Raw genomic sequence first — 15501 nt, forward strand, 5'->3', positions numbered from 1 at the left:
ATGATTACTGAAATTAGAAAAACAATATCAGGTACAGAGTATTGGGATAACAAAGAAAAGCGAAGTCTGTTTGTTCCAACTGGTGAAGAACCAGGATTCGAAGTAACTGTTAATCCTGAGAGTATGATCTTGGGCATGGACTTATCAAGTGAGCCTGATAAGACAGTAGTGACAGTACCTTTTAATGATATGACAGTGAAACAGTTACGCGAGTATGCTGATGAGTTAGGTATTGATATTCCAGCTGATGTTAAAAAGAAGGAAGACATCATTGAATTATTATCATGAAGTACTGTGACTTCAATGGCTGCCGTAACAAGATAAGCAAAGGACGTTACTGCGAAGAACATAAGCGCAATAAACCAAGGAAGAAGAAGGATAAGAAGAACATCTATCATCATGATAACAAACCATTCTATCGTACTGATGCATGGAAGTATGTCAGGTCAAAGGTATATGAAAGAGAGAAGGGATGTTGTCAACGATGTGGAGGGTTCGTCTTTGGTAGGCGTGCTCATGTTCATCATGTAATACCAATCAAGGAAGACGAAACACTTAAATTAGAAGAGAACAACTTACGATTACTTTGTCCAGTTTGTCATACAATCGAAGAAAATGAAGACAAACCCAAAAAAGTTTTTCCGAGTTATTTTGGAAGCCCCCCGGTCAAAAAATAAAATTTGTCCTCTGGGGAGGATAGGTAGCGTAGGGGGCACATCAATAGTTGCACCATTTTTTAAAAATGAAGGGGGGTGTGAAAATGGCTCGAATGTCAAAGAAGAAAAAGTTGGAAATGCTAGACGTTGCAAGGGATGAAGAACGAAATAGAATCATAAAATTATTGACTGATGAGGAGAATTTCACACCTTCACTCGAACCATTAATTGAAAATTATTTAGATGCTTTTATCATTTATAAAACTATGTTTGATGAATGGAAATCTGATGGTTTTGCAGCTACAAAAACGCATCAGAATAAGGCTGGGGCGACAAATGAAATGAAACATCCACTTGCTCAACAAGTTGAAACTTGGAATGATAAGAAGAACAAAATGCTAGAATCGCTTGGAATGACGAATAAGGGAAAAAATATGCAAAAAACGCCTAAAATTGTTCCGCAAAATGTACCTAAAGATGAATTAGCAGCTCATCGGAATAAATGGCGGAAATCTAAATGATTATTACATCAGGCGTTAACTATGCTGATAAGTATGTGAATAACGTCATGCGTAATAAAAAGAAATACCCGAAATCGATCATTCTTGCTGTAGAGCGTTATAAGAAGTGGAAAAAACGTAAAGATATTTGGTTTGATGTAGATCGTGCAAATGAAATGTTGGATTTTGTCCAGTCGTTCATCCGTCATGTTAAAGGTCCGCTTGCAGGTCAATTGATGGAATTAGAGCTTTGGGAAATGTTTGTTTTTGCGAATATGTATGGTTGGTATCATAAAAACGAAAAAGGAAAAACAGTTCGTGTTATTCGTGAATCGTATGTTCAAGTACCAAAGAAGAACGGAAAAACAATTATCGCAGCAGGTGCATTGCTCTATGCTATGTATGGAGAACTTGAACTTGGAGCCGATTGTTATTGTGCAGCATCAGACTATGAACAAGCACAAAATGCAGCCGAACCAATCGCACAAGCGATAGAAAATTCCGAGCCTTTGGCAAGTCCCACGCAAATTTATAAAGGTGTTAATGGCACTGTCAGTGGTGCTATGTATCGATATAGCATCGATGGAATTGCATATCAAAATAAATTCAAAGTATTAACGAAAAATACTAAGGGTCTTGAAGGAAAGAACCCTTATTTTGTGTTGAATGATGAGCTCCACGCGCAAGAAAACATGGATATGTACGATAACTTGAAATCAGCACAGATTTCTCGTGAGCAACCAATGATGCTTAATATTTCAACGGCTGGTAAAGGCGCTTCATCTGTTGGGATGCGTGTTTATAAATATGCGAAACTTGTTCTTGAAAATGACGATGATGATTCTTTGTTTGTTGCAATTTGGGAACCAAATAAAAATTATGATTGGGAAGACCGTAAAGTTTGGGAAATGGTTAACCCGAATATTGGTGTTTCCGTTACGATGGAACAACTTGAAATTGAGTTCAAAAAGGCGAAGCAATCGGCACATTCAAAAGCTGAGTTCCTTTCCAAACATTTAAATGTTTTCGTAAATGGTGCTGATAATTATTTTGAGCATGATCAAGTACAACATGTTCTTGTGGAAGATTTGGGTGATCTTACAGGCGAAATTTGTTATTTAGGATTGGATTTATCCAAAACAACAGATTTAACATGTGTAAGCTTAAATTTCCCTTCACATGATGACGAAGGAAAGTCACTTCTCAAAGTGAAACAGATGTATTTTCTTCCTAATGAAAATATTGATTTTAAAGAAAAAGAAGATAATGTACCGTACACTGATATGGTTGAACGAGGTTTTGCTACGTTCTGTGACGGGAAGATGATTGACCAGGATCAAGTCATGGAATATATCGTTGAGTGTATGGATCTATACGATGTACAACAAATAAACTATGATCCAGCGATGTCTCAAAAGTTAATAGAAAAGCTTGAAAATCTCGGTTTAGAATGTATTGCAGTAAATCAGTATCCAAACGTTATGAATGCAATGCTTGATGATTCAGAGATATTAATTTATGAAAAACGCTTAATTACAGACAATCCTTTATTTGTTTATTGTGCTCTTAATGTTGTAGTTGTAACAAATATCAATGGAATGAAAGCACCAAGTAAGCGACAGTCCAAAAAGAAGATTGATGGATTTGTTGCTTTTTTATGTGCTCATAAAGAAACGATGATGGTTATGGATAGCATAACTGAAGAAGGCATGGATGAATTGATTGGTGATATTTATCGATAGAAAGGTGGTGAGAAATTGGGTTTAAGGGATCGGTTTTCAAATTACTTATTTAAAAAAGCTGAAAAGCGTGGCTATCTTGATGATGTTTTAGGTAAAAGTATTCGTTACGGCGGTGTGTATGTTACGGATTCAAATATCTTGCAATCTAGTGATGTTTACGAATTACTACAAGACATCAGTAATCAAATGGTATTGGCTGATATTGTTGTGGAAGATGAATTTGGGAATGAAATCAAAGATGATATTGCACTCCAAATCTTAAGGAATCCTAACCATTATCTAACACAATCTGAGTTCATTAAATTAATGACGAATACCTATTTACTCGAGGGGGAAACATTCCCGATATTAAATGGTGCTCAAATACATTTAGCTTCAAATGTTTTTACAGAGTTAGATGATAATTTGGTAGAGCATTTTAATATTGGTGGCCAAGAAGTTCCTCCATTTATGATTCGCCATGTGAAAAATATTGGTGCAGATCATTTAAGAGGGAAAGGCCTCCTTGATTTGGGACGAGATACACTCGAGGGTGTTATGTCAGCTGAGAAAACTCTGACTGACAAATATAAAAAGGGTGGACTATTAGCATTCTTGTTAAATTTGGATGCTCATATTAACCCGCAGAATGGTGCACAGTCAAAGTTAATCAATGCTATTTTAGATCAACTGGAATCAATTGATGATGCAAGGTCTGTTAAAATGATCCCTCTTGGAAAAGGGTATTCAATAGAAACTCTTAAAAGCCCGCTAGACGATGAAAAGACCCTAGCATACCTAAATGTATATAAAAAAGATTTAGGTAAGTTTTTAGGCATAAATGTGGATACATACACGGAGCTAATCAAAGAAGATATTGAAAAAGCAATGATGTATATCCACAACAAAGCAGTAAGACCAATAATGAAAAATTTTGAAGACCATTTGAGTCTTCTTTTTTATGGTCAAAATTCGGGGAAACGAATTAAATTCAAAATTAATATTCTTGATTTTGTTACTTATAGCAACAAGACAAATATCGGTTACAACCTGGTGCGTACAGCTATTACTTCACCTGATAATGTCGCTGATATGCTTGGATTCCCTAAACAAAATACAAAGGAATCACAAGCTATTTATATTTCTAATGATTTAACTGAAATCGGCAAGAAAGAAGCAGCGGATGGTTCATTGGGAGGGGGGAATGAAGATGAAGGAAATAGTATTACGGCTTGATGGGATTAATGAAGTACCTCGCATATTAGTAGATGGGCGAGAAATTAAAAATATTGTCGCTATTGATTTTAATTGGGGTTCATCAGGTCCTTGTTTTCACGGTAAATCTTTTATAAGAGTTGAATATATCGAAGGAAATGCCGTCAAATCGATTTCTATTGATAGACTTGGCCAACCAACGAAGGGAGGTGACGGCATTGAAAATTGAGGTCCGAGGGAATCAAGTCATACTTGATGGATATGTGAATGTTGTGGACAGAGAAAGTCGAATGTTGCCTTCGCCAAGGGGTTATTTCAAAGAGACGATTGTCCCTAAGGCGTTTGAAAAAGCGTTAAAGAAAGCAAAGAATGTGGACTTACTGTTTAACCACAATAAAAATAGAAAGCTTGGTTCTATTGAAAATGGAAATCTAGAATTGTATGAAGACAATATTGGTTTAAGAGCCATTGCTACAGTTACAGATGAACAAGTGATTGAGAAAGCAAGAAATAAAGAATTACGCGGTTGGTCATTTGGCTTTGTTTCTGAAAAAGATTCATGGGAAGAGGGCGAATCTGGTGTTCAAAAACGATCTATTGAAGAATTAGAGCTTTTAGAAGTTTCTATTTTGGATATGACACCAGCATATGTTGCCACTTCCATTGAAACCAGGGGCGAAAATACAGCCATGATTGAAATGAGAAGTGAAGAAACAGCTGTAAAAACAGTTGTGGAAGATGATACGGAAGAAAGAAACAACATTATTAAACAAATAAAAAAAGTCTTGGAGGAAAATTAACATGAATTTAAAGGAAATCTTAAAAGCGTCTCAAGCTCGAAATAAAGCTCGACTAGCAGAATTGCAAGGTAAAGTAGAGAAGGGTGAAGTTCGTTCAGAAGAATTAGCAGCAGTTAAGGCTGAAGTAGAAGTGTTAACCGAAGAAGCAAAAACTCTTGCTGATGAATTAGCGAAATTAGAAGAGGAAGAAAAAGAAAATCTGGACAAAAAGGATGAAGAGGACCCAGAGAAAAAAGAAGATCCAGCAGCAAAAGAAAATCCGAATACACAAACACAACTATCAGAAGAACAGCGCTCTGTTATTAGTGCGGCTATTGCAGCGGCTCTTTCTACCGAAGGTCATAAATCTACTAAAAATAAGAAGGTAGAGATTCGTTCGGCATTTGCTAATTTTGTCGTTGGTAATATTTCAGAAATGGAAGCACGTGCTTTAGGTATCGAAATTAACAATGGTTCTGTTACTGTTCCGGTTGAAATTTCTAAAGAAGTTATCAGTTATGCTCAAGAAGAAAACCTATTACGTAAATATGGTACTTATGTGTCTACAGATGCTGATATAAAATACCCTGTACTTGTTAAAAAAGCTGAAGCAAATGTATCAAAAACAGAACGTGCGAAATCAGGTAAAGAAATTACGCCAACTGATATTGAATTTGATTCAATTGACTTAGATCCAGCGGAGTTTGATGCATTAGCTACAATTACTAAAAAGCTTCTTAAACGAACAGGTGTGAAAATTGAACAAATCGTTATTGATGAATTGAAAAAAGCGTATGTACGTAAAGAAATAAATTTCATGTTCCGAGGTGACGATGTTGGAAATGAAAACCCAGGGGCTCTGGCTAAAAAATCAGTTCCGTTTTATGAAACTGTACCTGTAAAAGTAGGAGAAGCAGGCTGGTCTCAAGTTTTACAAGATGAATTAACAATTATGACTGGTGTACCAGTTACGGAAGTAATTAAGAAGGCTAAATGGATTGTAAACCGTGCAGCGTATAATATTTTAAATCGAATGACCGATGTCAATGGTCGTAAATTACTTACAAAGACAAATGGTATTTATGAATACGATGGATTCCCACTTGATTTCACAGATGCAGCAAATAAATCAGATACGGACGTTACAACGCCTGTATTCTACTTTGGTGATTTCAGTGCCTTCCACATTCAAGAAGTTAAGGGTGGTATGGAACTTCAAAAGTTAATTGAAAAATATGCTGGTACAAACCAGGTTGGATTCCAAATTTATAACCTTATCGATGGACAATTAATTTACTCTCCATTCGAACCAGCTGTTTACCGTTATGAAGTTGGTGCAACTAAGGGAGCTTAATATGGATGAATTAATTGAGAAATTAAAATCTCATATTCATTGGGAAGAGGGCATGGATCAAACCATGCTCCCTTTTTATATTGAACAAGGTCAACGATATGTAAAGAAATCATGTGGAAGAGAAGTACAATACCTGGTAATTATGTGTGCCGGTATTTTTTATGAATATCGTGTGGCTGAAAAAGAATTGAAAGAAGCACTTGATGCAATAACACCTTTTATTATACAGGAGCAATATGATGCCGAAGAGACAGACGAATAAACTCAAATGGATGGGTGATCTACTCAAATTAGGAGAAACAATTGATCCAGTGACAGACCGTGTTGTTATGGGGTATCCATTGGAACGTAAAATTCGCTATAACAACATTGGAGTTACAGCCACCGATAAATTTACAACGAAAGATACGAATGAAATTGTAAAGAAAATTGAGGTTCGTATTGATCGTGAGATTGAAAATAATCAAAAAGATTACCGTGTAAAAGTTGGTGGTCGTATTTACGATATTGAACGGATTTATGTAAAGGAAGAAGACAGAATGATGGAGGTGTCACTATCCTATGCAAATTAGTTTTGAGCAGTTGCGAAGCCTTATGAAGAAATCTGGTATTCCAGTTTCTCGTGATAGTGCACCAACAGGTACAGATTATCCGTATATTGTGTATGAATTTGTGAATGAACAACATAAGCGTGCATCTAATAAGGTTTTAAAATCTATGCCACTTTATCAGATTGCAGTCATCACAGATGGTACTGAAAAGGATTACGAGCCGTTAAAGGCTGTTTTTAACGAAGCAGGCGTGTCCTATTCTCAATTTGATGGAATGGGTTATGACGAGAACGATGACACCATAACGCAGTTTATAACGTATGTGAGGTGTGCAAATTAATGGCATCGAACAATAACGGTTTTGCAGAAGCACTGGAAGATATCAATACGCTATTACGAGTGAATAAAAAATTAAGTTTGGACGTACTGGATGAAGCAGCAAAGTATTTTGCAGCAGAATTAAAAAAGCGTATCAAAATGTCGAATAAGAATAAGCAAACACATTTGAAAGAGAGCTTAAAAGTCGTTGTAAAGAATGACCGTGTATCTGTGGAATTTGAGGATGCAGCATGGTATTGGTATTTAGCTGAACATGGACATAAAAAGGCAAACGGTAAAGGTAAAGTGAAAGGTCTTCATTTTGCTCAAAATACGTTTGATGCAAAAGGTGACAAAATTGCCGATATTATGGCACAAAAAATAATAGATAGAATGTGAGGATGATAGAAATGACAATTGTAAATAAAGAGATTCAATATACTGTAGGTGTTGAAGAATTATATCTTTGCATGATGGAAGGTGATGAAAAACCTGATGCACTTCCTACTTATGAAGAAGAAATTTATAAGCAGACAAATATTTCAGACGTAACGATCTCTACTACATCTACAAACTTTACAAAATGGGCGTCCAATAAAAAAATTATTAATATCGTAAAAAATACAGCGTTTGGATTAGCATTTAACCTTGCTGGTTTAAACCGTGAAGTGAAAGATAAAATCTTTGGGAAAACACGTAAAAAAGGTGTGTCTTTTGAAACGGCAAAAGCTAAGGAATATCCAAAATTCGCAGTTGGTATTCCATTCCCGCTTAATGACGGAACAAAACTTGTTCGTTGGTACCCAAAATGCACAATAGCGCCCGCAGAAGAATCATGGAAAACACAAAATGAAGAAATGGTTGTGGATGATTCTGCATATACGATTACAGCGGATCCATTATTATTTAATGATGTTACGATGGCTGAATTAGATACTGGTGATGCTGAAGCAAAAGGTATTAAATTTGAAGACTTCCTGAAACAAGTAATTTGTGATGAATCTCAACTAGCGCAACTAGTTGGAACGACCCAAACAGGTAAATAAGGAGTGGTATTATGGCACGTTTAAGTGATTTAGTTAACGTTGATATAAATAGAGAGACAATTAAGATACAGAAGGCTGAACTCCCAGTTATTTTTACAATGGAGTCATTTCCTTATCTTGAAGAAGCGTATGGAAAGCCATATCATGAGTTTCAAAAAGAAATGAATGATATGTTAAAAACGGGAACTGTTACGTTGGGTAAAAATGAAACAAAATTGATGTATATATTGATCTATTCAATGGTGAGAAGTGGCGGAACAGAGTGTACACTTGATGAAATTAAAGGGTCTATTCCTTTAGTTGATTTACCTGATATCTTCCAATCTGTATTTAATATATTTAATAATCAAGATTTCCAATCTGAAGATATGGAGAAGCTGAAGCAAGAAAAAAAGTAAAGAACATACTGAATAAAAATGTGGAATCTCAGTCCGAGTTGGACTGGGATTTTTATTTTTATGTCGGTAATACGTTGCTTGGTTTAAGTATGGATGATTTTTGGGGAATCACACCTAATCATTTTTTGAAACAGTTCATCATGCATCTTCGATATACCAACCCAGATGCACTTGTGGAAGAGAAATCAAAACAAATCTACACGTTAGATCAAACACCATTCTATTAAGAAATGAGGTGAGAAAATGGCTGGGAATAATAAAGAAAGAAACGTCGTTCTTAATTTCAAAATGGATGGTCAAGTTCAATATGCTCAAACATTGAAGCAAATCAACATGGTTATGAATAACGCAGCGAAGGAATATAAGAACCACATTGCCGCAATGGGTCAAGATGCTACCATAACGGATAAATTAACAGCTGAAAAGAAAAAGTTAGAAATTCAGATGGAAGCCGCTAAAAAACGTACCGAAATGTTAAGAAATGAATATCAAGCGATGTCTAAGGATACGAATACGACAGCTGAACAACTTAATAAAATGTACGGTAAATTGCTTGATGCAGAACGCGCTGAAACTTCTTTAAATACCGCAATGAAGAGAGTAAATGAAGGTCTTTCAGAACAAGCAATTGAAGCAAGGGAAGCGCGCGGAAAGTTAGTTGATTTACAAGAGAATTCAAAGAGACTTGAGGTAGAACAAAAACAATTAGCGAGTGCTTTTAAGCTTCAAACAGCCGAATTGGGTCGAAATGCTAGTGAGTCAGATAAATTGGAGTTAGCACAGAAACAGTTGCGCCAACAAATGGATATGACAGATAAGGTTGTACAGAACTTAGAACAACAATTAAGTATGGCCAAACGTGCATATGGTGAGAATTCCACCGAAGTTAAGCAACTAGAAACGAGTTTAAACCAGGCTAAAGCGACGTTAAAACAATTTGAGAATTCACTAGAAACTGCGAATGAGGGTCTTTCACAACAAGCGACAGAATCCAGAAAAGTAAAAGGTGATTTGGATTCTTTACAGCAAAGTGAGAAGAATTTAGAAGCCGAACAAAAGAGATTAACCAGTGCGTTTAAATTACAGAATGCTGAATTAGGAGCAAATGCTAGTGAAGCCGATAAATTGGAATTGGCCCAAAAACAACTAAGTCAGCAAATGGAAATGACGGATAGAGTCGTCCACAATTTAGAGCAACAATTAAGTGCAGCAAAGCGTGTGTATGGCGAGAACTCGAAAGAAGTACAACAGCTTGAAACGAAATTAAATCAAGCTAAAACTACAATGAAGCAATTTGAGAATTCATTACAGAGTGTTGGTCGGAGTGGTTCACAAGCGGCAGATGGTATGGCCGAATTAGGTAATAAAATGGACTTGCACAATATGCTGGAAGCTACTCAGATATTAGAGGGTATGTCCCAACAATTAATTGGAATCGGTAAACAACTTGGAGGACTTTCTGTAGATTTTGATAGATCTCAAAGGAAAATACAAGCTTCATTAGGTTTAACAGCCAAGGGCGCAGAAAATCTCGGTAAGATTTCAAAAGATGTGTGGAAAAAGGGTTTTGGTGAAAGCCTTGAGGAAGTTGATCAGGCACTGATAAAAGTTTATCAAAACATGAGGGACGTTCCATACGATGAGTTACAAATGGCATCAGAAGATGTTTTAACACTTGCAAAGCTCTATGATGTGGACTTAAATGAGGCTACTCGTGGTGCAGGGCAATTAATGTCGCAGTTCGGTTTATCTACACAAGAAACATTTGATTTACTTGCGGCAGGTGCTCAAGCAGGATTGAACTATTCAGATGAACTCTTTGACAATCTTTCAGAGTATGCACCGTTATTTAAACAAGCAGGGTTTAGTGCTGATGAGATGTTTACTATTTTAGCAAATGGAACTAAAGATGGATCGTAAATAATAATTGCGCCACATATCAGCGATGGTATGTCGGAACCCTGAATATGCTGGAAACTCCTTAGAGCCTTTAGTACGAGCAAATGCCGTGACAATCTAAAGGATTGGACAATCAGCAGGGATAGCCGAAAGGAAGCCCTCAACGACTACCAAGGGGCAACTCATTGAGTTGATGGTATAGTCTACTCCCTATTAAATACTGCGAAAGCAGGGGTATAAAGGATAATCTCGATTACATAAATGACCTTGTAAAAGAATTTGGTATTCGTGTACAAGATGGATCTAAAGGTGTGTCAGAAGGATTCGGTGACTTATCAAAAGAGACACAAAATGTATGGAAGGCGTTTAACGAGGGTAAAGGCACAGCAGCTGATGTATTTAATGCCGTATTAGGCGACCTTCAAAAGATGGATGATAAAGTAAAAGCAAACCAGATTGGTGTTGCTTTGTTCGGTACAAAATGGGAAGACATGGGCGCTGCTGCTGTATTAGGGCTTACTGATGTATATGGCGGTCTTGGTGACGTAAATGGTCGTATGGATGAAATGAAAGAGCTTCAAGAGGAATCATTAGGTCAGCAATTCCAAAGTGCCTTACGTGAAACTCAAACAGCACTAGAACCGATAGGGAAAGTATTAACAGATATGGCGAAAGAAATTTTGCCTAAAGTAGTTGATGGAGTAAAGAAAGTATCTAATTGGTTTACTAAACTACCTGAGCCAATTCAGCAGTTTATTACGGTTTTAGGGTTATTAGGTACCACATTTCTTATTTTGACACCGATAATAGCAGCCTTAGCCGTTTCATTTATGGCGTTAGATGCAGCTTTATTACCTATCATTGCAGTTGTTATGGCAGCTATAGTTTGGGTTACAGCGCTTGTATTGGTTATAAAAAATTGGGGAGAAATAACCGATTGGCTTACTGAAAAGTGGACCCAATTTAAGGATTGGCTTTCCGAATTATGGTCTGGAATAGTTCAGGCTTGCAGTGATGGCTGGTCTGCCACAGTTGATTATTTTTCAAATGCTTGGTCTTCATTTTTAGAAATGTGTCACTCGTTTTTTGATCCGATAGGTCAGTTTTTTGTAGATTTATGGACAGGTATTTCAGATGCAGCATCGGAAATTTGGACAGGTATTACTGAGTATTTTTCAGGATTATGGTCTTCATTCATTGAATTGGCAGATAGTATATTGTCTCCGTTGGGTGAATTTTTTAGTAATTTGTGGACTAGCATTGTTGAAACGGCAACTTCATTTTGGAGCCAACTGAAACAAAGTTGGGAAGAAACGTGGAATACCATTTTGACCGTTTTAGATCCAATTATTTCTTTAATTTCTGCGGTACTTGAAGCAGGGTGGCTCTTAATACAGGCGGGTACACAAATTGCTTGGGCGGCAATATCTCAATATATTATTCAACCGATTCAAGAAGCTTATGATTGGGTAAGTGCAAAAATTGGTGAATTAGTAAATTGGCTAGGGCAACAATGGGAGCTTGCGAAATTAGCGGCACAAATTGGTTGGTCTTTATTTAAACAATATATTATTCAACCAGTACAGGAAACTTGGACTTTCGTAAAAGAAAAATTTACTGATTTAGTTTCTTGGTTAGGTCAGCAATGGGAAAAGGCGAAATCTTATACACTTGCAGCATGGAATTTGGTAAAACAGTATGTTATTCAGCCCGTACAAGAATTGTGGAATTGGACGAAAGAAAAACTCAATGATTTAGCAAATTGGATATTGCAAAACTGGGAAAAAATCAAATCTTACACACTTTCGGCTTGGAATTTAGTGAAGAAATATGTGATAGATCCAGTTACTGAAGCTTACAATTCAGCAAAACAAAAATTTACTGATTTATATAATTCAGCGAAAGATAAATTCGATGCTGTAAAGAATGCCGCACAAGAAAAATTCGAGGCAGCAAAGCGATTTATCATTGATCCGATAAAAGAAGCAGTTGATAAGGTCAAAGGATTTATTGATGAAATCAAAGGATTCTTTGATAATTTGAAGTTGAAAATCCCTAAACCTGAACTTCCTAAATTACCTCATTTTTCATTGGAAACTGATACGAAGACCATCATGGGAAAAGAAATCAAGTATCCAACTGGCTTTGATGTGAAATGGAATGCGAAGGGTGGTATTTTTACTCGTCCTACAATCTTCGGAATGAATAATGGCCGTTATCAGGGCGCAGGAGAAGCTGATCCAGAGGGCGTAATTCCATTAAACGAAAAAACACTTGGTGCAATAGGTAAAGGTATCGCGGATACTATGGGCGGAAGTGATCGTAATATCAATGTACAGGTATTTTTAAATAGCAAAGATATTGTGGATACAGTGAATGAATACAACGCCGTTGATGCAAGTACTAAGGTATTTTAAGGAGGGGATAAGGTGTTTAAAATCTATGATAAAAACATGAAGTTGATTAATCTACCTCAAGGTATAATACCTATTAAATTTTCGAGAAGTTCCATTGAAAAAAATATTAATACCTCAACATTTGAAAGTATGGATGGTGTAATAAATCAAGGTTATAACTACGCTGATTGTGATATGCAACTTGAATTTTTTATACGAGCATACGATTTAATAGACGCTGAGTTAATAAGGGATGAATTATATGCACTCTTGGAGCGAAGTGCATTTTTTTACGTTGTTTCAGATCGGCAAGGTGGTAAACGACATAGGGTACAAGTCATAGGGAAATATATGCCCGAAGAAAAAGAGGAAATGGGCATAATTTATGAGGTATTTGTGAAAGTTGGCAGTTATGAACTTCCTTTCGCAGAATCAATTGGTACCTCAGCAAATATTCAGCGTGACGGGATAAATGCAGAGAGTAACCTTTGGGGGTTTGGTATGGGGCTTATTGCAGATGATGAATCACTAATATATCAACACAATGCTGTTGTTGGAAAAAAGTTCCGTATCTTTAACCCTGGTAATGTTCCTGTGCATCCGTTTCAGCAAGATTTAAAAATGACAATCAGTAATGTCAAAGGAAGTATTGAAAAGTTTCAAATCACAAACCTTACAAATCTTAGTAAGGCAAGGATTAATGTACCTCTTTCTAGTACCGATGTTGTTATTTATGATGGTCCAAACGTAACAAGAAATGGACTTGAGTTTTTACGAAATACAAGAAAGGATTTCATTGAACTATCTCCGGGGTGGAATACCCTTGAAATTTTTTACAGTGAATCTGCTATAATATATTTAGATTTTAGGTTTTACTATAAGTAGTAATAGGGGATGTTTATTGTGGCAAGAAAAGAAGTAGGAAGTTTGTGGAGTTCTAAATCAAGGAACGATATGAACGATAATTTTACAGAGTTATATGAGAGGAAAATAACAAGTGCAGATATAAATACAACTACTCCTAAGGGCCCGGATGCTCTTAGTTCAGAATATGGAATAGGGGTTAGTATCTTTTATGATACACAAGATACAGAATCGGGATTACAGTGGATAGATTCATTAGGTCAATCATATTCAGGTGGTCTTCGGGTTATGGTGGAAACAATTAAAGATAAAAATGCTACAATCCAACGTATAAATATTATTAGAACGTCACCAGCTACATATGAAGTTTTAGGGACGTTTATTCGCTCTGCATATGGAAATAATTCATGGGGTCCTTGGTCGAAAATAGATGCACCTAAAAGCATTGTTAATATTCCATCCGGAACAGAGTTATATAATCCCAATGCAGCTAAAGTTGGTCGGTATTACCGTTATAGTACTGGTGAATTGGTACTTATAAACGTTGTATCTTGTTCGGATTTTATATCAGTTTATCCAGGTAGTACATATAGAAAAAACGTAGCTGGACATGTAGCGTTCTTTGACGAAAATTTCAAGTACGTGTACGGAATCAATGTTCAAAACGCTCCAGCAGATATAAAGGTGACAAAGCCTGAAGTGAGGTGGGTATCATTTTCATTTAATACAAATGATGTAGATATTGCATCTTGGAAGTATATAAGTGGTGAAACCGATACTAGCATTATTGATGAAAAAAGATTGATTATTCCAAGGCTAGATGAGTTAGAACAGAGTAAAAATCTGAGACTTGCAAACAGCAAAGTGTTTCTAAAGCTACCAACACCTTATGATGACGGTACAGAGTGGGAAGGTAGATTGCATCAAGCAACGCATCCATCCATCACTCAATTCGATACAGAATGGAATGGTTATAAATATTGGATGGCATTCACACCATATGTAGGTGCTAGATTAAGTACAGAGAACCCTTGTGTCGTCGCGAGTAATGATGGTGTTAAATGGATTGTTCCTGCTGGCGTAACGAACCCTCTTGATAATGCACCAGTCGGTGGGTATAACTCTGACAGTCATATTCTATTTAATTCTTCAACGAATAAATTAGAAATTTGGTATAGAGCAGTGACTGAAAATTCTTCAGTTGAAACATTGAAACGAGTGACATCAGCTGATGGATCAAGCTGGAGCACACCTGAAACGATGTTAGAAAGCAGAGGGGCTGCAAACATCTTACAATACATTGCACCATCTGTAATTTATGAGAATGGTAAATACAGAATGTGGGTGATGAGGGATTATTTCATCTATGTAATGGAAAGTGGCAACGGCAAAAATTGGAGCAATTCTACTCTTATAAACGCTGGTGGTGACTACATTCATTCATGGCATGGAAATGTTCAAAAATATGGTGATGTTTATTATCTATTGAACTGCGATAAATTGAATAATAAAGGTAAGGGTGGAGAATTGTTTTTTTACACTTCACATGATGGAGTGAATTGGTCTAAAGGTAAAAAAGTTATTACTTACACAGGCAATGATTGGGACTATGACGGACATGGAGTATACCGTGGTGCATTGCTATTCAAAGATGAATCTATTCACATTTATTATGGTATGTATGTGAAAGATGAGGTTGGTCAAAAATGGACAATTGGTTTGTCTACTGGGCGCGACACAGATAATTTAATGGGGATTGATCAGAGGGCTTTAGAATTTTATAATGCTTAATTTTGTGTATTTC

17 protein-coding genes and 2 pseudogenes are annotated in these 15501 nt (G+C 36.4%); all 19 read left to right on the plus strand.

The window, feature by feature from the left end; translation table 11 throughout:
* The 19 genes and pseudogenes from COI75_RS13630 to COI75_RS13715 all read left to right on the plus strand — a co-directional run bounded on the left by COI75_RS13630 (position 1) and on the right by COI75_RS13715 (position 15488).
* Positions 1-288, plus strand: coding sequence for a hypothetical protein (locus tag COI75_RS13630; protein ID WP_098448379.1), 288 nt, complete (start codon positions 1-3; stop codon positions 286-288).
* Positions 285-677: an HNH endonuclease gene (locus COI75_RS13635; protein WP_098448380.1), complete on the plus strand. Its 393-nt coding sequence runs from the start codon at positions 285-287 to the stop codon at positions 675-677. The genes COI75_RS13630 and COI75_RS13635 overlap by 4 nt, the downstream gene beginning before the upstream one ends.
* Before the next feature lie 83 nt (positions 678-760).
* Complete coding sequence (locus COI75_RS13640; RefSeq protein ID WP_141535104.1) at positions 761-1177, plus strand: P27 family phage terminase small subunit; 417 nt, start codon at positions 761-763, stop codon at positions 1175-1177.
* Complete coding sequence (locus COI75_RS13645; protein ID WP_097807536.1) at positions 1174-2898, plus strand: terminase large subunit; 1725 nt, start codon at positions 1174-1176, stop codon at positions 2896-2898. Before COI75_RS13640 ends, COI75_RS13645 begins: the two co-directional genes overlap by 4 nt.
* A 15-nt stretch (positions 2899-2913) precedes the next feature.
* A complete protein-coding gene (locus tag COI75_RS13650) occupies positions 2914-4113 on the plus strand; it encodes a phage portal protein (RefSeq protein ID WP_098448381.1) in 1200 nt (399 codons plus the stop codon).
* Positions 4088-4321, plus strand: a complete 234-nt coding sequence (locus COI75_RS26540; RefSeq protein ID WP_141535105.1) for a hypothetical protein — start codon at positions 4088-4090, stop codon at positions 4319-4321. The genes COI75_RS13650 and COI75_RS26540 overlap by 26 nt, the downstream gene beginning before the upstream one ends.
* Positions 4311-4892, plus strand: a complete 582-nt coding sequence (locus tag COI75_RS13655; protein ID WP_141535106.1) for an HK97 family phage prohead protease — start codon at positions 4311-4313, stop codon at positions 4890-4892. The genes COI75_RS26540 and COI75_RS13655 overlap by 11 nt, the downstream gene beginning before the upstream one ends.
* Position 4893: 1 nt before the next feature.
* Complete coding sequence (locus tag COI75_RS13660; protein WP_098448383.1) at positions 4894-6225, plus strand: phage major capsid protein; 1332 nt, start codon at positions 4894-4896, stop codon at positions 6223-6225.
* Position 6226: 1 nt separating this feature from the next.
* On the plus strand, positions 6227-6487 hold the full coding sequence (locus tag COI75_RS13665) for a head-tail connector protein (protein ID WP_097807532.1): 261 nt from the start codon (positions 6227-6229) through the stop codon (positions 6485-6487).
* Positions 6465-6797, plus strand: a complete 333-nt coding sequence (locus COI75_RS13670) for a hypothetical protein (protein WP_141535107.1) — start codon at positions 6465-6467, stop codon at positions 6795-6797. The genes COI75_RS13665 and COI75_RS13670 overlap by 23 nt, the downstream gene beginning before the upstream one ends.
* Positions 6787-7116, plus strand: coding sequence for a hypothetical protein (locus tag COI75_RS13675; RefSeq protein ID WP_097807530.1), 330 nt, complete (start codon positions 6787-6789; stop codon positions 7114-7116). The genes COI75_RS13670 and COI75_RS13675 overlap by 11 nt, the downstream gene beginning before the upstream one ends.
* The gene (locus tag COI75_RS13680; RefSeq protein ID WP_097807529.1) at positions 7116-7493 is read left to right on the plus strand and encodes an HK97-gp10 family putative phage morphogenesis protein; all 378 of its coding nucleotides are present in this window, start codon (positions 7116-7118) and stop codon (positions 7491-7493) included. Before COI75_RS13675 ends, COI75_RS13680 begins: the two co-directional genes overlap by 1 nt.
* Before the next feature lie 11 nt (positions 7494-7504).
* Positions 7505-8140: a major tail protein gene (locus tag COI75_RS13685; RefSeq protein WP_097807528.1), complete on the plus strand. Its 636-nt coding sequence runs from the start codon at positions 7505-7507 to the stop codon at positions 8138-8140.
* A gap of 11 nt (positions 8141-8151) precedes the next feature.
* Complete coding sequence (locus tag COI75_RS13690; RefSeq protein WP_097807527.1) at positions 8152-8538, plus strand: hypothetical protein; 387 nt, start codon at positions 8152-8154, stop codon at positions 8536-8538.
* Between the two features lie 38 nt (positions 8539-8576).
* A complete protein-coding gene (locus COI75_RS13695; protein ID WP_097807526.1) occupies positions 8577-8765 on the plus strand; it encodes a hypothetical protein in 189 nt (62 codons plus the stop codon).
* A 16-nt stretch (positions 8766-8781) separates the two neighbouring features.
* A pseudogene (locus tag COI75_RS13700) lies at positions 8782-10455 on the plus strand (phage tail tape measure protein); the annotation flags it as partial.
* Positions 10456-10682: 227 nt separating this feature from the next.
* A pseudogene (locus COI75_RS13705) lies at positions 10683-12854 on the plus strand (phage tail tape measure protein); the annotation flags it as partial.
* Positions 12855-12866: 12 nt separating this feature from the next.
* On the plus strand, positions 12867-13718 hold the full coding sequence (locus tag COI75_RS13710) for a phage tail domain-containing protein (protein ID WP_097807525.1): 852 nt from the start codon (positions 12867-12869) through the stop codon (positions 13716-13718).
* An 18-nt stretch (positions 13719-13736) separates the two neighbouring features.
* On the plus strand, positions 13737-15488 hold the full coding sequence (locus COI75_RS13715) for a hypothetical protein (RefSeq protein ID WP_098448384.1): 1752 nt from the start codon (positions 13737-13739) through the stop codon (positions 15486-15488).
* The last annotated feature ends 13 nt before the right edge of the window (positions 15489-15501 follow it).

The organism is Bacillus cereus, from assembly GCF_002564555.1.
Lineage (GTDB): Bacteria > Bacillota > Bacilli > Bacillales > Bacillaceae_G > Bacillus_A > Bacillus_A cereus_K.

Excerpts from the sequence above, each read along its gene's own strand:
- COI75_RS13630 (WP_098448379.1), top strand. The coding sequence starts at position 1 with ATGATTACTGAAATTAGAAAAACAATATCAGGTACAGAGTATTGGGAT.
- COI75_RS13635 (WP_098448380.1), top strand. The coding sequence starts at position 285 with ATGAAGTACTGTGACTTCAATGGCTGCCGTAACAAGATAAGCAAAGGA.
- COI75_RS13640 (WP_141535104.1), top strand. The coding sequence starts at position 761 with ATGGCTCGAATGTCAAAGAAGAAAAAGTTGGAAATGCTAGACGTTGCA.
- COI75_RS13645 (WP_097807536.1), top strand. The coding sequence starts at position 1,174 with ATGATTATTACATCAGGCGTTAACTATGCTGATAAGTATGTGAATAAC.
- COI75_RS26540 (WP_141535105.1), top strand. The coding sequence starts at position 4,088 with ATGAAGGAAATAGTATTACGGCTTGATGGGATTAATGAAGTACCTCGC.
- COI75_RS13660 (WP_098448383.1), top strand. The coding sequence starts at position 4,894 with ATGAATTTAAAGGAAATCTTAAAAGCGTCTCAAGCTCGAAATAAAGCT.
- COI75_RS13665 (WP_097807532.1), top strand. The coding sequence starts at position 6,227 with ATGGATGAATTAATTGAGAAATTAAAATCTCATATTCATTGGGAAGAG.
- COI75_RS13670 (WP_141535107.1), top strand. The coding sequence starts at position 6,465 with ATGCCGAAGAGACAGACGAATAAACTCAAATGGATGGGTGATCTACTC.
- COI75_RS13675 (WP_097807530.1), top strand. The coding sequence starts at position 6,787 with ATGCAAATTAGTTTTGAGCAGTTGCGAAGCCTTATGAAGAAATCTGGT.
- COI75_RS13680 (WP_097807529.1), top strand. The coding sequence starts at position 7,116 with ATGGCATCGAACAATAACGGTTTTGCAGAAGCACTGGAAGATATCAAT.
- COI75_RS13685 (WP_097807528.1), top strand. The coding sequence starts at position 7,505 with ATGACAATTGTAAATAAAGAGATTCAATATACTGTAGGTGTTGAAGAA.
- COI75_RS13690 (WP_097807527.1), top strand. The coding sequence starts at position 8,152 with ATGGCACGTTTAAGTGATTTAGTTAACGTTGATATAAATAGAGAGACA.